Here is a 14105-nt window from a genome sequence, read left to right as displayed (position 1 = left end):
GTCCGCTCCAGCGCGATGGAAGCCGTCCATGAACTGGAGGTGGCCGAGCGGCGAAACCTTCGTCGCTCCCAAGGTCGGCGAGTAGTCAACCGCGTCTCGTCCATCCGCGACACTCCACATCGGATCGGCTCAACCCTCTTCCCCCTCAACGGTTTTGAGTGCCGGGTGCAGGGCGACCACCAACCGGTGCCGCCGCCCGCCCTCGGCGGACTCGTCGTGGTACTTCGCCGCCAGATTCTTGACCGTGTCGCCGAGTTCGCGGGCGAACGCGGCGCGGTCGGCGGCCGTGGCGAACCGGATTTCGGAGTCGATCGCGAAGGTCGCCAGGCGTTTGCGCGCCGCCGTCGCGCCGTTGATCAGGTCGCCGACCTCGCGGACGAGCCGCGCGGCCAGTGTGAGCAGCCACCGGGCCGACAACTGGTCCGGCGCCCGCCCGGGATCGGGGGCGACGGCGGCCAGCGCGGCGGGGGAGATGACGTACGAGGCGGCCGTGGCCTGCAAGACCCGCTCCGTCACGTTGCCCTTCCGGCGTTCCTCCACCAGCTCCACCAGCCCGTGCCGCTCCAGTGCCCGCAGGTGGTAGTTGACCTTCTGCCGTGTCAGCCCGACCTGGGCGGCCAGCGTCGTCGCCGAGCCGGGTTCGGTCAGGGCGGCCAGGAGCCGGGACCGCACGGGGTCCAGCGACACCTCGGCGGCGGACGGGTCGTCGATCACTGCCACATCGAGCATCCACGAACCATCGCACCGAAAAGAAGAGTTGTCGAGAAGGTGAAGCCCCCCGTGTCCCCGGCACTCCGATGGGCGCTACTCTCTGCCCCGCGCGTGATCAAAAACGACAGGACTTGACACGCTCGGTAGTTTTCACGCTGGCAATGAACACCCATTAGGGTGACGGCGTCCGTGGAACGGCAGTCTCGTCTCAGGAGGCACACCGGTGCGCAACCGAACCGTGCACGTACTGCGAGCCGGCCTGGTGCTGGCGGTCATGACGACCGCGGTCACCGCCGGCACCGCGAACGCGGCACCGGCCACGCAGGCCGAGCCCGCGGGCATCTCGTTCGGGCTGCTGGGCCCCGTCGGCCTGGCCGCCGTGCTGCTCGGCATCGTCGGGATGGCGCTGGGCATCCTGCGTCAGCGCCGCAAGGCCCAGGCGGAGGCGGCCGCTGCTGTTCCCGTCACCGTGGAAACCTCCGAGGAGCCCACGCGGCCCCTCACTCCCTACCGGCGCCCGCACGCCTGAACCCGCTCGCGGGGCCGACCTCGCTGCCATCGCCGTCCGCGGGGCCTGAGAGAATCGGCGGCGTGTCCGAAGCGCCAGAGACCACCGCCCGTCCGCGTGTGCTGTCGGGGATCCAGCCGACGGCCGACTCGTTCCACCTCGGCAACTACCTCGGTGCCCTGCGGCAGTGGGTGCGCATGCAGGACACGCACGAGACCTTCTACATGGTGGTCGACCTGCACGCGATCACCGTCGAGCAGGACCCGAAGGTGCTGCGGCAGCGCACGCGCGTCTCGGCCGCGCAACTGCTCGCGCTCGGCGTCGACCCGGAGCGCAGCGCGTTGTTCGTGCAGAGCCAGGTGCCCGAGCACGCCCAGCTGTCCTGGGTCCTGGAGTGCCTGACCGGCTTCGGCGAGGCCAGCCGGATGACCCAGTTCAAGGACAAGGCGGCCAAACAGGGCACCGATCACGCCAGTGTGGGGTTGTTCACATACCCGGTGCTGATGGCCGCGGACATCCTGGTCTACCAGGCGGACGCGGTGCCGGTGGGCGAGGACCAGCGCCAGCACCTTGAGCTGACCCGCAACCTCGCGCAGCGGTTCAACCAGCGTTTCGGCCGCACGTTCACCGTGCCGGAGCCGCACATCGTGCAGGGCACCGCGAAGATCTACGACCTGCAGGACCCGACGGTGAAGATGAGCAAGTCGGCGTCCTCGCCGAACGGCATCATCGAACTGCTGGAGGACCCGAAGCGCTCGGCGAAGAAGATCCGCTCCGCGGTCACCGACACCGGCCGTGAGGTCGTCTTCGACCGCGAGAACAAGGCGGGCGTGTCCAACCTGCTCTCGATCTACTCGGCGCTGACCGACCGCGGGATCGCCGACCTCGAAGCGGCGTACGAGGGCAAGGGGTACGGCGACCTGAAAAAGGACCTCGCCGAGGTGCTCGTCGAGTGGGTCACGCCGATCCAGGAACGCGTGCAGTCCTATTTGGACGACGTGCCCGAGCTGGACAAGATCCTGGCCAGGGGCGCGGAGAAGGCCCGCGCGGTGTCCGCGGGCACCCTGGAGCGCGTGTTCGACCGGGTCGGGTTCCTGCCGCCGGCGCGCTGACGTCCACAATGGAGCGTCCCCGTCCCCGAATTGCGAGGTCGGGGCCGGGTGGTTAGCGTTTTCCCGTGGCGGAAGAAAAGGAAAAGCTGGTCCCCAGGCTGCGCCGGAAGTACCCGTGGCTCGACCACCTGGTGCGCGCCAACGAGGCGTTCGGCGAGCGCTACGGGAACCACTACGCGGCGGCGATCACGTATTTCAGCGTGCTGTCGTTGTTTCCGCTGCTCATGGTGGGTTTCTCGATCGCCGGGTTCGTGCTGGCGAACAACGCGACGGCGCTGAACGAGCTGCGCGACGGCATCATCTCGTCGACGCCGCCGGGCATCGGTGACTTCGTCACGAAGATCGTCGACGCGGCGCTGGCCTCGCGCGGCGGGACCGGGATTCTGGGTCTGCTGCTCGCGCTCTACTCCGGCATCGGCTGGATGAGCAACCTGCGGGACGCCCTGACCGCGCAGTGGGGTCAGGAGAAGAAGAACCGCCCGCTGGTGTCGACGACGATCAAGGACCTGCTCGCGCTCGGCGGGCTCGGGCTGGCGCTGGTGGTGTCGTTCGGCCTGACCGCGGCGGGTAGTGGCCTGGGCAGCACGCTGCTGCGGCTGGTCGGCCTCGACGATCAGGGGTGGGCCCAGTTCCTGCTCCGGCTGGCGACGATCGTGCTGTCCTTGCTGGCGAACATGCTGGTGTTCCTGTGGGTGCTGTCGCGGCTGCCGCGCGAACGGGTGTCGGCCCGCAGCGCGGTCAAGGGCGCGGCCATCGCGGCGATCGGGTTCGAGGTGCTCAAGCAGGTCGGGTCGATCTACCTGGCCAGCGTCACGAGTTCGCCGAGCGGTGCGCTGTTCGGGCCGATCATCGGTCTGCTGGTGTTCGCGAACCTGGTGTCACGGTTCCTGCTGTTCGTGACCGCGTGGACGGCGACGGCGCGGGAGAACATCGTCGATCGGGTCGCGCCGCCGCCCCCGGCCGTCATCCGCCCGACGGTCGAGGTGCGTCGCGGACCCGGTGCCGGAGCGGTGGCCGGCGCGTTCAGCGCGGGTGCGGTTCTGGCGTGGCTGGGGCGCCGGCGGAACTGAGTTGCGCGGCCAGCCGCCGCCGCATGACAGGAGCGACCACGAGCAGCAGCGCGCCGAGCACGATCGCGACGGCGCCGATGAAACCGAAGTACGCGGGCGCGCTTTCGCGGCTGTAGAGGCCGACGATCTGCGCGGAAACCCCCTGCCCGGCCGCGCTCGCCGCGAGCCACAGCCCCATCGTCTGCGTGGCGAACGCCGCGGGCGCGAGCTGGGTCGTGGCGGACAGCCCGATCGGTGACAGGCAGATTTCGCCGACCGTGACCAGCGCGAAGCTCAGCACCAACCACAGCGGGTTCGTCTTGCCCTCGGACAGGGTGGGGATGACCAGCACCGCGTACGACAGCCCGGCGATGAGCAGGCCGAGCCCGAATTTGGCCGGCGTCGAGGGCTGCCGGTCGCGGCGGGCCAGCCGGATCCACAGCGTCGCGAAGAACGGCGTGATCAGGATCAGCACCGCCGAACCGACGGACTGGAACCACGACGACGGGATCGCGAACCCCAGCGCGCCCAGGTCGGTGTCCTCGTCGGCGTACTGGGCCAGGACGGTCGCGCCCTGCTCCTGGATGATCCAGAAGAACACCGCGGCGAGGAAGAGCGGGATGTAGGCGCGGACGCGGGCCCGTTCGACCTTGGTGGTGCGCGGGCTGCGCAGCATCACCGTGAAGTAGGCGACCGGCAGGGCGATCGCGAGCGCGCTCACCCCGTCGACGACGAGCCCGGCGGTCAGGACCCCGGTGACCGCGGTGATCACGATGGCGGCGGCGATGGCCACGACGACGGCGATCCAGACCGGCGAGAGATCCTGGCGCCGCAACGGGTTGCGCGGCCCCTTGCTGCGTTCGCTCAGGTTCCGTTGTCCCAGGACGAACACGATCAGCCCGGCGGCCATGCCGATCGCCGCGAGGCCGAACCCGAGGTGGTAGTCGAACTCCTGGCCGAGGGTGCCGACCGCGATCGGGGCGATCAGTGCGCCGACGCTGATACCCATGTAGTAGATCGTGAAGCCCGAATCGCGCCGGATGTCGCCTTCCGGGTAGAGGTCGCCCACGGACGTCGACACGTTCGGTTTGAGCAGGCCGGTTCCCGCGACGATGAACAGCATCGACGCGTAGAGGGCGCTCGCGCCGGCGGGCAGGGCGAGGCAGAGGTGCCCGAACATGATCAGGATGCCGCCGTAGAGCGTGCTCCGGGCCGGGCCGAGGAGGCGGTCGCTGAGCCAGCCACCGCCGATCGCGGCGAGGTAGATCGCGGCGCCGTACACGGACACCAGCGAGCGGGCCTGCGCGCTGTCCATGCCGAGCCCGCCGTCGGCGACGCGGTCGTACATGTAGTACAGCAGGATCGCTTTCATCCCGTAGTAGGAGAACCGTTCCCACGCCTCGGTGAAGAACAGAGTCGCCAGACCACGGGGGTGGCCGAAAAAGCCCGTTGACGATTGCCGCACGCGCGCCCCGCTCCGTCAGTGTTTCACCTGTTCGAGCGGACGCTAGTGTCAGGAAAACTGCGAAGTCAACACACGGAGCTGTCCGGAACCGGCACCCGGCAACGCAACCCTCCCCGGCCCCCAGTCGCCCGTGCCCTAAAACCGGCGCCCTGACATCAAAACGGGACCACCGCCTCACCCACACCTCCCCGGCCCCCGATACACAGCCGCCCTAACGGTCGAGACGCCGGGTCAAGCCACGCTTTCCCGGCTTGACGCGGTGGCTCGGCCGTTAGACGATCGCGGCTCGGGGGAAAGCCCAGGTCGTCTTTTGCGCGCAGCGCCTCTCTTTTCGCCAGCCGAAGGCGGCGGGTTCAAAGATCAAAAGCGTCCTCGCCGGACGGGCTGGCTCCGGGATGACCAGGGCTTTCGCAGTCCGGCTCACCTCGGGTGGGTGGTCGCTGGGTGGTCATCCCGTCGCCTGATCTGAGGCCTATCACTGTGAGCCAGGCCCGCAAGGTTGCGTCGTCGGCTGCGCGCTGGCAGCGGATGTTGCGGGCCTGGCTCACAGTGATCGAGACGGCCTCAGGCGACGGGATGACCACCCAGCTCGTTTTTAGGGCAGGTTCGCCTCGGGCCGGGTCAACGGTGTGCGGCCTGCTGACCCTTCTTGCGGTAGTGCCCGATCACGAAACCGGCCACGATGATCAGGGCCACCACCACCGTGAGGATCCACCCGGTGACACCGAACGGGTCCTGGCCGGCCGCGTTCGCGTTGCTCACACCGTCGACCCCGGACGAACCGGACCCGGTCGCCTCGGCGGCCTGTTGCGGGGACACCAGCTGGCCGACCGGGGAGGCGTCGGTCTTCATCAGGGCGAAGCCGTAGTCCAGCAGCGCCTTGGCCTGGTTCACCACCGGCGTCGGGCGGTTCTCGGCGCGCATCATGACCACCGCGATGCGCCGGCCGCCCTGCTCGGCGCCGCCGACGTAGGTGTGGCGGGCGTCGTCGGTGAAGCCGGTCTTGCCGCCGAGGAAGCCCGGGTAAGTGCCGAGCAGCTTGTTGTCGTTGACGATCGAGAACGCCGGTTTGCCGGGCTGGTCCGGAATCTGCACCGCCCGCGTCAGGATCGACGTCGCGAACTCCGGCTGCTTCATCGCGTAGTTGAAGATCAGGCTCATGTCGTAGGCCGAGGCCGACATGCCCGGTCCGTCCAGACCGGACGGGGTCGCGGCGCGGGTGTCGGTCGCGCCCAGTTCCGCGGCCAGCGCGTTCATCTTCCGGACGGCGACCGGAACACCACCCAGTGCGGTGGCGAAGGCGTGGGCCACGTCGTTGCCCGAATGCATCAGCAGGCCGTGCAGCAGCAGGTCGACGGTGTACCGCCCGCCGGCGACGAGGCCGACGCACGTGCACTCCTGGTCGGCGTCCTCGGCGGTCGCGACGATCACCTGGTCCGGCGTCATCTCGCGGAGCACCACGAGCGCGAGCAGCGTCTTGATCAGCGACGCGGGGCGCTCACGGGCGTGCGGGTTCTTGGCGGCGAGCACCTCGCCGGTGTCGAGGTCCTGCAACACCCAGGAGGCCGCCGTCGTGTCCAGCGCGTTCGCGGAGCCGGTCGGCGTGACCACACCGCACTCGCCCATGCGCGCCCCGCCGACGGCGGTTTCGGGCACGGGCAGGGGAGCGGGCGCGGCCACACCCGGCGGTGGTTCCTCGGAGGTGTCCACGGGTGGCGGCGGCGCGACCGCGTCCGGGCACACGGCCGGAGCAGCAGCCGCGGTGCCGGTGAACGGCACGAGACCGGACAGCAGAACGAGAACGAGGGAGAGCAGGAAACCGCGTCGCACCAAAGCAGGCTAGAGGACGCGCGTACGGGTTCCCCCGCGCGGCGCCCCGATCCGATCGGGGGATACTCGACCCATGTCTCGACGTACGGCGCTGTTCCTGCTCGGTTTCGGGATCTGGTCGTGGATCATCTGGATCACGTTCGTGAAGAACCTGTGGGCGAGCGACAACTCCTGGGCGGCGGACGGATCGGCCACCGGGTTCTTCGTGGTGCACCTCATCCTGGCGATCGTGTCGTTTGCCCTGGGCACGATCATCGGGGTCATCGGCTGGCGCGGGCTGCGCGCCAGGCGCCGCGAGAAGGTGGACGCGGGGGGCTGACCAAACTCGCCGGAACCCATCCGTTTGCGATCGCATCCAAGGCGCATCGCTGACACGGACGGTGGGTCATGTTCCGGCTTTCGAAGCTTCTCCCGGTGGTTCTCGCGGGTCTGCTGGGCCTCGGGCTCGTCCCGGCTCTCGCGCAGGAGGCCGGGTACGCGCCGACCATGCTCGTGCTCGACGGGTCCGGCTCGATGAAACAGGGCGACCCCTCGGGCGGCACCAAGATGGACGCCGCGAAGAACGCGATGCACCGGTTCATCGACTCGGCGCCCCCGGAGGCCGAGGTGGGGCTCACCGTCTACGGCACCCGCACCGGTTCCTCCGACGCCGAGAAAGCCGCGGGCTGCCAGGACGTCCGGGTGCTGCGCCCGCCGCGGACCGTCGACAAGCCGGCCCTCACCGCGGCCGTCGACGGCATCCGGCCCAGCGGCTACACCCCGATCGGCAACGCCCTGCGCGCCGCCGCCGAGGCACTGCCCGAGGAAGGGCCGCGCGCGATCGTCCTGGTCTCCGACGGTGAGGACACCTGCGCGCCACCCGACCCGTGCGAGGTGGCGAAGGAGCTGACCGCCCGGGGCGCCGAGATCGTGGTGCACGCGGTGGGCTTCAACGTCGACGAGCGGTCCCGGCAGCAGCTGACCTGCATCGCGCAGGCGACCGGCGGCACCTACAGCGACGCGCCCGACGGCAGGACGCTGGAACGGATCCTGCCGCGTGTGTCGGCGACCGCCCTGCGGACGTACGAACCCGCCGGCACCCCGATCGCCGGCCGCCCGGACTGGAAGCACGCACCCGTCGCCGACCCCGGCCAGTACCTGGACACCCTGGGCCAGAAGGAAACCCGCTACTACGCGGTCGACGTCCCGCAGGGCGCCACCGCCTACTTCAGTGGCACGATCTCCTTCCCGCGCCTGCCGGACGTGGACCGGCTCGACGACATCAACAGCCTCCAGGCGCGCGTGTACGGCGCGGGCGGCGAGGACTGCCATGCGTTCGCGTCCGAGCAGGCGACGATGTCCAGCGACGGCGTCGCCCTGACCATCGCCAAGGCGTGGGACGGCGCGACCGAGCCGAAGAAGGGCAGCGGCAGCTCGGACAACTGCCGCGGCGCCGGCCGGTACTTCTTCGCCCTCACCTGGGACCGCGTGTCGGCCGGGGTGCCCGAACGGCTGCCCATCGAACTGCTTGTCGGCGTCGAGCCCGCGGTCACCGACGGCGGCTCGGAAGCGGTGCTGCCCACCACCACGTTCGCGGAGCCGTCCGGCCAGGGCGCACCGGTCGTCGGCGGCGGCTCGTTCAACGTCGCCGCGCCATTGGACGGCAGCGGCCGCTACACCGACACCCTGCAGCGCGGCGAGTACGTCTTCTACCGGGTGTGGCTGGGCTGGGGTCGGGGTCTGGCGTATCGCGTCCACTTCGGACAGGCGGGCGGCGCCGGGATCGACAACGTCTCGAACATCGCGACCAGCCTGCACAACCCCAACCGCACCGAAATCGACTCCGACACCACGGTGTTCACCGGCTCCGGCGGAACCCTGCCCGCGAACGACACGGCCATCGCGACGGCCCCGGTCCGGTACCACAACCGCGACGCCGACAATTCGAACGTGCGCACCCAGAGCGTGGCAGGCTGGTACTACATCGCGGTCAAGCTGGGCGCCACGTTCGACGACGGTGACAACGTTCCGGTCCCGGTCACGCTGGACCTGACGGTCGCCGGAACCGAGGAGAGCGGCCCGGCCTACGCGTCCCCGTCCGGCGGCATCTTCGGCGACAAGGAACCTACCGAGGCGGCCCCGGCGTTCGTTCCGGTCGCGGACAAGGATCCGGTGACCTGGCCGATCTGGGTCGGCGGCGCCACCCTGGTCGTGCTGGCCGCCGCCGTCATCCTGCTGATCCGCGGCCGCCGACCCTGACCACGCCCACGGGACCAGCCAGCGCCGACACGGGGCCGCCCACGAAAAAACGCTCGGCCGGGACATCCCAGCCGAGCGTTTCGCAATCGCCCATGAAGAATCAGACGCGCTTGAACAGCAGCGCGCGCTTGACCTCCTGGATCGCCTTCGTCACCTGGATGCCACGCGGGCAGGCGTCGGTGCAGTTGAAGGTCGTGCGGCAGCGCCACACGCCCTCCGCGTCGTTCAGGATGTCCAGCCGCTCCTCGGAACCCTCGTCACGCGAGTCGAAGATGAAGCGGTGCGCGTTGACGATCGCCGCCGGGCCGAAGTACGACCCGTCGTTCCAGTACACCGGGCACGACGAGGTGCAGGCCGCGCACAGGATGCACTTGGTGGTGTCGTCGAACCGCTCGCGGTCGGCGGCCGACTGGATCCGCTCGCGCGTGGGCTCGTTGCCGTAGGTGATCAGGTACGGCTTCACCGCCCGGTACGCCTCGAAGAACGGCTCCATGTCGACGTAGAGGTCCTTGAGCGTCGGCAGGCCCTTGATGGGGGCGATGGTGACCGTGGTCTCCTTCCCCTCCTTCGCCAGCAGGTCCTTCACCAGAACCTTGCAGGCCAGGCGGTTGATGCCGTTGATCTGCATCGCGTCCGATCCGCAGATGCCGTGCGCGCACGAGCGGCGGAACGACAGCGTGCCGTCCACGTAGTTCTTGATGTTGAACAGCAGGTTCAGCACCCGGTCGGTCGGCAGCGCCGGGACATCGTAGGACTCCCAGTGCGGTGCGTCGTCGATCTCCGGGTTGAAGCGCTGGATCTTCACCGTGATGGTGACCGAGCCATCCGGCGCGGGGATCCCATTGACGGTCTTCGGTTCGGCTACCGCGGTCATCAGTACTTACGCTCCATCGGCTCGTACCGGGTGAAGGTCACCGGCTTGTAGTCCAGCCGGATGTCGGAGGAGAACCCGCTGATGCCCAGCGGGGCGTCCGGATCCGCCTTCTCCGGCAGCATCTTGTACGACATCGAGTGCCGCATGAAGTTGACGTCGTCGCGGTTCGGGTAGTCCTCGCGGGCGTGGCCGCCGCGGGACTCCTTGCGCGCCAGGGCGGCGTTGACCAGTGCCTCGGCCAGGTCGAGCAGGAAGCCCAGCTCGATCGCTTCGAGCAGGTCGGTGTTGTACCGCTTGCCCTTGTCCTGGATGGCGATCCGGCCGTAGCGCTCCTTGAGCCGCTGCACGTCGGTCAGCGCGGTCTTCAGCGTGTCCTCGGTGCGGTAGACCGCCGCGTTGCTGTCCATCGTCAGCTGCAGCTCGCTGCGGATATCAGCGACCCGCTCGCCACCGTGCGCGGTGCGCAGGTGGTCGACCATGCCCTCGACCATCTTCGCCGGGTCCTCCGGCAGCTCGAGGAAGTCGTGGCCGTTGGCGTACTCCGCGGCGGCGATGCCGGCGCGGCGGCCGAACACGTTGATGTCCAGCAGCGAGTTGGTGCCCAGCCGGTTCGCGCCGTGCACCGACACGCACGCGACCTCACCGGCGGCGTAGGCGCCGGGCAGGACGGTGTCGTTGTCGAGCAGGGCCTCGCCGTGCACGTTGGTCGGGATCCCGCCCATCGCGTAGTGCGCGGTCGGGAACACCGGCACCGGCTCCTTCACCGGGTCCACACCCAGGTAGGTGCGGGCGAACTCGGTGATGTCCGGCAGCTTCGTCTCCAGCACCTCGGCGCCCAGGTGGGTGCAGTCGAGGTAGACGTAGTCCTTGTGCGGTCCGGCGCCGCGGCCCTCCAGCACCTCCAGCACCATCGACCGGGCGACGATGTCACGCGGCGCGAGGTCCTTGATGGTGGGGGCGTAGCGCTCCATGAACCGCTCACCGGACTCGTTGCGCAGGATCGCGCCCTCGCCGCGGGCACCCTCGGTGAGCAGGATGCCCAGGCCGGCCAGACCGGTCGGGTGGAACTGGTAGAACTCGATGTCCTCCAGCGGCAGGCCCTTGCGGTAGTAGATGCCCATGCCGTCACCGGTGAGGGTGTGCGCGTTGGACGTGGTCTTGAAGACCTTGCCGAAGCCACCGGTGGCGAACACGATCGCCTTGGCCTGGAAAACGTGGATCTCGCCCGTGGCCAGTTCGTAGGCGACGGCGCCGGTGGCGACGGGCCCGTTCTCGGTCTCGGTCGTGATCATGTCGAGCACGTAGAACTCGTTGAAGAACTCGATGCCGTGCTTGACGCAGTTCTGGTACAGCGTCTGCAGGATCATGTGGCCGGTGCGGTCGGCCGCGTAGCAGGCGCGGCGCACCGCGGCCTTGCCGTGGTCACGGGTGTGACCGCCGAACCGCCGCTGGTCGATCTTGCCTTCCGGCGTCCGGTTGAAGGGCAGGCCCATCTTCTCCAGGTCGAGCACGGCGTCGATGGCCTCCTTGGCCATGATCTCCGCCGCGTCCTGGTCGGTCAGGTAGTCGCCGCCCTTGACCGTGTCGAACGTGTGCCACTCCCAGTTGTCCTCTTCGACGTTGGCCAGCGCGGCGCACATGCCGCCCTGAGCCGCGCCGGTGTGGGAGCGGGTCGGGTAGAGCTTGGTGAGGACCGCGGTGCGGGCGCGCTGGCCCGACTCGATGGCGGCGCGCATGCCGGCGCCACCGGCGCCCACGATCACCACGTCGTACTTGTGGAACTGCATGTCCGCTTCTTCCTCGGGTGCGTGTGGTGGTGGGTCAGCTGCCGGCCATGTCGGGGTCGAACGTGAAGACCACCAGGGTCCCGACGAACAGGATGATGGCCATCGCCACGTACAGCACGATCTTCAACCAGAAGCGCGTGCTGTCCTTGCGGGCGTAGTCGTCGATGATCGTGCGCAGGCCGTTGCCGCCGTGCAGCTGCGCCAGCCACAGCATCGCCAGGTCCCAGAACTGCCAGAACGGCGACGACCAGCGGCCGGCGACGAAGCCCCAGTTGATCCGGTGCACACCGCCGTCGAGGATGTTCATGATGAACAGGTGGCCGAGCACCAGGACGACCAGCGCGAGGCCGGAGATCCGCATGAAGAGCCAGCTGTAGAGCTCGAAGTTGCTCCGCCGGGCGGCGGGGCGCCGCGGCGAGCGCGGCTTGTCGAGCGCGAGGGTCTCGGTAGCCATCTCTACTCTCCGCCTCCGAACATGACCGACACCGTGCGCCACATCATCGAGATCGCGCCGGGGATCATCACGACCACCCACACGACGGCGATCGTCCACAGCATGTGCTTCTGGTACTTGGTGCCCTTCGACCAGAAGTCGACCAGCATGACCCGGATGCCGTTCAGCGCGTGGAACAGCACGGCGCCGACGAGGCCCACCTCCATGAGGTTGACCAGCGGGGTCTTGTAGGTCTCGATGACCTCGTTGTAGGTGTCGGGCGAAACCCGGACCAGCGCGGTGTCGAGAACGTGGACGAACAGGAAGAAGAAGGTGAGCACGCCCGTGATCCGGTGCAGGACCCAGGACCACATGCCGGGGTCGCCCCGGTAGAAGGTCCCGTTCCGGCGTGAGGCACCCGCCCGATCGCTCGCCTCCGCCGCCGTCTGGTCGGCGGCGGTGCTCGCCGTGGTGGACATCGGTGTACGGCCTCCAACGTCGTGGTTGGACTGTGCCCGGCTGACCTGCGAATCCACCGGGCGCGGGGAGCGTCCACCTGGGACTTCGCGAGTCACCCCGGTGGGGTTGTCAAGGCCATCGAGCTTGGATAAAGGGATGCTAGACCCGGTCGCCATAGCGCACTCAACCTGTGGTTGGTGTGTGTGATCGACCAGACACCCTGCGCGTGTCGTGCGTCTCATCCCGTTACGTCCGGGTCGGCAGACGTCGCGCAGAGGTGAATTTCGCCCACTCGAACGGGGTGGGGTGACTCGATGTGATTGAACTGTCGCCGTGCCGGAGGACAAGCAAACATTTAGGTTACGTGCTGTGGCTCTGGCATGGCCATTTGCTCACAGGCGGGTACCGTTCGCCCGTCGAGCCCGGCAGTGAGCCGGGCCGTTCTCGGGTCCGCTGGAACACAGCGGGGAGGGAGAGACAGGGTGCGTAAGACGCGTGCCACCACGCTGGCCGCCACCGCGATGGCGGCGGCGCTCGCGCTGGCGGGGTGTGCGAAGGACTCCGGCAACAGCGGGAGCAGCAACAACGACAACGCCGCGGCCGGATCCTGCGTCACGGCACAGGCGCCCCCGGCCACGGCGGCGTCGACCAGTGCGAGCGCCGCCGGCGAGAAGGTCGACGGCAGCAAGCTGCGCATCGCGCTCGCCTTCGACATCGGCGGCCGCGGTGACGCGTCGTTCAACGACGCCGCCGCCGCGGGGGTGGACAAGGCCAAGGCCGAGATGGGCGTCACCGACGTCCGGGAGAGCACCGCGTCGCCGACCGAGGACGAGGCCGCCAAGGAACAGCGCCTGACCCAGCTGGCCCAGGACGGGTACAGCCCGGTGCTGGCGATCGGCTTCGCCTACGCGAGCGCCGTGCAGGCCGTCGCGCCGAAGTTCCCGAACACCCAGTTCGCGATCGTGGACGACGACTCGATCGACGCGCCGAACGTCACTCCGCTGGTGTTCTCCGAGGAGCAGGGCTCCTTCCTGGTGGGTGTCGCGGCGGTCTACAAGAGCAAGAACTGCCACGTGGGCTTCGTCGGCGGTGTGAACACCCCGCTGATCCAGAAGTTCGAGGCCGGGTTCATCGCGGGCGCCAAGGCCGCGTCGGACAAGGTCCAGATCACCAGCGACTACCTGACCCCGGCCGGTGACAACACCGGCTTCCAGGACCCGGCCAAGGGCAACATCAAGGCCGCGGCCGAGTTCTCGGCCGGCGCCGACGTCGTCTACCAGGCGGCCGGTGCCTCCGGCAAGGGTGTGTTCCAGGCCGCGAGCGCGGCCAAGGGCCTGGCCATCGGGGTCGACTCCGACCAGTACAACCAGTCGACCGTCGCCGAGTACAAGGACGTCATCATGACCTCCATGCTCAAGCGGGTCGACGTGGCCGTGTACGACTACATCCAGGCGCTGGCGGGCGGCAAGCTGGCCGAACTGCCGAAGCGGTTCGACCTGTCGGTGGACGGTGTCGGCTACTCCACCTCCGGTGGGCAGGTCGACGACATCAAGCCGCAGCTCGACGGCTACAAGCAGGCGATCATCGCGGGCTCGATCAACGTCCCGACCACACCGCAGAAGTAACCAGCATCAGCCGC

At 68.9% G+C, this 14105-nt stretch carries 13 protein-coding genes; 6 read left to right on the top strand and 7 right to left on the bottom strand.

Features of this window, described 5'->3' with window-relative positions; translation table 11 throughout:
* Positions 1 to 129: 129 nt before the first annotated feature.
* Entirely contained in the window at positions 130 to 729 is a 600-nt protein-coding gene (locus HNR02_RS04980) for an ArsR/SmtB family transcription factor (RefSeq protein WP_179772031.1), read from the bottom strand.
* Between the two features lie 205 nt (positions 730 to 934).
* On the opposite strand from HNR02_RS04980, the gene HNR02_RS04975 reads away from it, so the two are divergent.
* The 3 genes from HNR02_RS04975 (at position 935) to yhjD (ending at position 3401) form a co-directional block, all read left to right on the top strand.
* The gene (locus HNR02_RS04975) at positions 935 to 1240 is read left to right on the top strand and encodes a hypothetical protein (protein ID WP_376772818.1); all 306 of its coding nucleotides are present in this window, start codon (positions 935 to 937) and stop codon (positions 1238 to 1240) included.
* Between the two features lie 62 nt (positions 1241 to 1302).
* Positions 1303 to 2331 (top strand): tryptophan--tRNA ligase, encoded by a 1029-nt coding sequence (gene trpS / locus HNR02_RS04970; RefSeq protein ID WP_179772030.1) that lies wholly within the window; start codon positions 1303 to 1305, stop codon positions 2329 to 2331.
* Positions 2332 to 2396: 65 nt separating this feature from the next.
* Complete coding sequence (yhjD, locus tag HNR02_RS04965; RefSeq protein WP_179772029.1) at positions 2397 to 3401, top strand: inner membrane protein YhjD; 1005 nt, start codon at positions 2397 to 2399, stop codon at positions 3399 to 3401.
* On the opposite strand, the gene HNR02_RS04960 is transcribed toward yhjD, so the two are convergent.
* Complete coding sequence (locus HNR02_RS04960) at positions 3355 to 4845, bottom strand: peptide MFS transporter (RefSeq protein WP_179772028.1); 1491 nt, start codon at positions 4843 to 4845, stop codon at positions 3355 to 3357. The two genes, yhjD and HNR02_RS04960, sit on opposite strands and share 47 nt — an antisense overlap.
* A gap of 621 nt (positions 4846 to 5466) precedes the next feature.
* Positions 5467 to 6675 (bottom strand): D-alanyl-D-alanine carboxypeptidase family protein, encoded by a 1209-nt coding sequence (locus tag HNR02_RS04955; RefSeq protein WP_179772027.1) that lies wholly within the window; start codon positions 6673 to 6675, stop codon positions 5467 to 5469.
* Positions 6676 to 6748: 73 nt separating this feature from the next.
* On the opposite strand from HNR02_RS04955, the gene HNR02_RS04950 reads away from it, so the two are divergent.
* Entirely contained in the window at positions 6749 to 6994 is a 246-nt protein-coding gene (locus HNR02_RS04950) for an SCO4848 family membrane protein (protein WP_179772026.1), read from the top strand.
* A 95-nt stretch (positions 6995 to 7089) separates the two neighbouring features.
* Complete coding sequence (locus HNR02_RS04945; RefSeq protein WP_218902665.1) at positions 7090 to 8913, top strand: vWA domain-containing protein; 1824 nt, start codon at positions 7090 to 7092, stop codon at positions 8911 to 8913.
* 100 nt (positions 8914 to 9013) lie between these two features.
* On the opposite strand, the gene HNR02_RS04940 is transcribed toward HNR02_RS04945, so the two are convergent.
* The 4 genes from HNR02_RS04940 to sdhC are packed head-to-tail and all read right to left on the bottom strand — an operon-like array spanning position 9014 to position 12486.
* The gene (locus HNR02_RS04940) at positions 9014 to 9787 is read right to left on the bottom strand and encodes a succinate dehydrogenase iron-sulfur subunit (RefSeq protein ID WP_179772024.1); all 774 of its coding nucleotides are present in this window, start codon (positions 9785 to 9787) and stop codon (positions 9014 to 9016) included.
* Complete coding sequence (gene sdhA, locus HNR02_RS04935) at positions 9787 to 11574, bottom strand: succinate dehydrogenase flavoprotein subunit (protein WP_179772023.1); 1788 nt, start codon at positions 11572 to 11574, stop codon at positions 9787 to 9789. Before sdhA ends, HNR02_RS04940 begins: the two co-directional genes overlap by 1 nt.
* A 34-nt stretch (positions 11575 to 11608) precedes the next feature.
* Positions 11609 to 12028: a succinate dehydrogenase hydrophobic membrane anchor subunit gene (locus HNR02_RS04930; protein ID WP_179772022.1), complete on the bottom strand. Its 420-nt coding sequence runs from the start codon at positions 12026 to 12028 to the stop codon at positions 11609 to 11611.
* 2 nt (positions 12029 to 12030) lie between these two features.
* Positions 12031 to 12486, bottom strand: a complete 456-nt coding sequence (gene sdhC / locus HNR02_RS04925; RefSeq protein WP_179772021.1) for a succinate dehydrogenase, cytochrome b556 subunit — start codon at positions 12484 to 12486, stop codon at positions 12031 to 12033.
* A 501-nt stretch (positions 12487 to 12987) separates the two neighbouring features.
* Between sdhC and HNR02_RS04920 the strand changes: the two genes are divergently transcribed.
* Positions 12988 to 14091, top strand: coding sequence for a BMP family lipoprotein (locus tag HNR02_RS04920; protein WP_179775707.1), 1104 nt, complete (start codon positions 12988 to 12990; stop codon positions 14089 to 14091).
* Positions 14092 to 14105 lie beyond the last annotated feature (14 nt).

Origin of the sequence: Amycolatopsis endophytica (genome assembly GCF_013410405.1) — a bacterium.
In the GTDB taxonomy this organism is placed as follows: domain Bacteria; phylum Actinomycetota; class Actinomycetes; order Mycobacteriales; family Pseudonocardiaceae; genus Amycolatopsis_E; species Amycolatopsis_E endophytica.
Note: the sequence above shows the minus strand (reverse complement) of the source record. Positions and strands in the feature narration are given on the sequence as shown.

Excerpts from the sequence above, each read along its gene's own strand:
- sdhC (WP_179772021.1), bottom strand. The coding sequence starts at position 12,486 with ATGTCCACCACGGCGAGCACCGCCGCCGACCAGACGGCGGCGGAGGCG.
- HNR02_RS04980 (WP_179772031.1), bottom strand. The coding sequence starts at position 729 with ATGCTCGATGTGGCAGTGATCGACGACCCGTCCGCCGCCGAGGTGTCG.
- HNR02_RS04920 (WP_179775707.1), top strand. The coding sequence starts at position 12,988 with ATGGCGGCGGCGCTCGCGCTGGCGGGGTGTGCGAAGGACTCCGGCAAC.
- HNR02_RS04940 (WP_179772024.1), bottom strand. The coding sequence starts at position 9,787 with ATGACCGCGGTAGCCGAACCGAAGACCGTCAATGGGATCCCCGCGCCG.
- HNR02_RS04930 (WP_179772022.1), bottom strand. The coding sequence starts at position 12,028 with ATGGCTACCGAGACCCTCGCGCTCGACAAGCCGCGCTCGCCGCGGCGC.
- sdhA (WP_179772023.1), bottom strand. The coding sequence starts at position 11,574 with ATGCAGTTCCACAAGTACGACGTGGTGATCGTGGGCGCCGGTGGCGCC.
- HNR02_RS04950 (WP_179772026.1), top strand. The coding sequence starts at position 6,749 with ATGTCTCGACGTACGGCGCTGTTCCTGCTCGGTTTCGGGATCTGGTCG.